We start from the raw sequence: 857 nt of genomic DNA, 5'->3' as shown, positions 1-857 counted from the left end.
GCAAGTCTATGCCAAGTCTGCCCCAAGTCGGGGCTAAGTCTGGGTAAGCAAAATAACCATAAAGCCACAGCCAGACAGGGTTAAGCACTCGCAAGTCTGACAAAACGAAAAATCACTGTTCCGGCAACACATTAAAATCGCCCCGTCATACCGTACTGCCGGATAGATTCCATCACAAAAAGGACAATCCGCATGATAACTGCACACGACAACACCCTAATCACACTGCGCCAGCAGCTCGAAGCATGGTTCGACACGCTGCGGGCACAAGGCCGGGCTGACCGCACGCGGGAAACCTACCGTAGCTACCTGCTGCCCTTTATCGACTGGTGCGAACAGCGCACGGTTCGTTACCCCGCACAGGTCACACTGGTGTTACTGGAAAGCTGGCAGCGGTATCTGCGGGCTTACCGTAAAGCCGATGGTCAGCCTTACGGCAATAACGGTCAGCGGGAACGGCTGATCGCCCTGCGGCTGTGGTTCCGCTGGTTAGTGCAACGCCATCACATCCTCTACAACCCGGCCGAGCAGATGGTGTTGCCGAAAGAAGAAAAGCGGCTGCCGGCGCAGATCCTGAGTGAACGGGAAACCACACAGGTGCTGGAGAGCCTTGACGATCAGAGTGTGCTGGGGTTCCGCAACCGGGTGATGCTGGAAATCCTCTGGAGCAGCGGCATCCGGCGCATGGAGCTGCGCCAGCTTCAGCGGGGCGACATCGACTTCGAACGGGGTGCGGTCGTGGTGAATCAGGGCAAAGGGAATAAAGATCGGGTTGTGCCTGTCGGTGAGCGGGCGCTGGGCTGGCTACAGCGCTATCTGGTCAACGTCAGGCCACAACTGGCAGCGCACTATGACAG

General features: G+C 57.6%; 1 protein-coding gene. It reads left to right on the top strand.

Features of this window, described 5'->3' with window-relative positions:
• Positions 1-192: 192 nt before the first annotated feature.
• Positions 193-857: tyrosine-type recombinase/integrase (locus tag IQ209_RS17940; RefSeq protein WP_193852533.1), on the top strand; the 665-nt coding region annotated here is incomplete at its 3' end.

Origin of the sequence: Xenorhabdus sp. BG5, assembly GCF_015163665.1 — a bacterium.
Classification (GTDB): Bacteria; Pseudomonadota; Gammaproteobacteria; order Enterobacterales; family Enterobacteriaceae; genus Xenorhabdus.
Note: the sequence above shows the minus strand (reverse complement) of the source record. Positions and strands in the feature narration are given on the sequence as shown.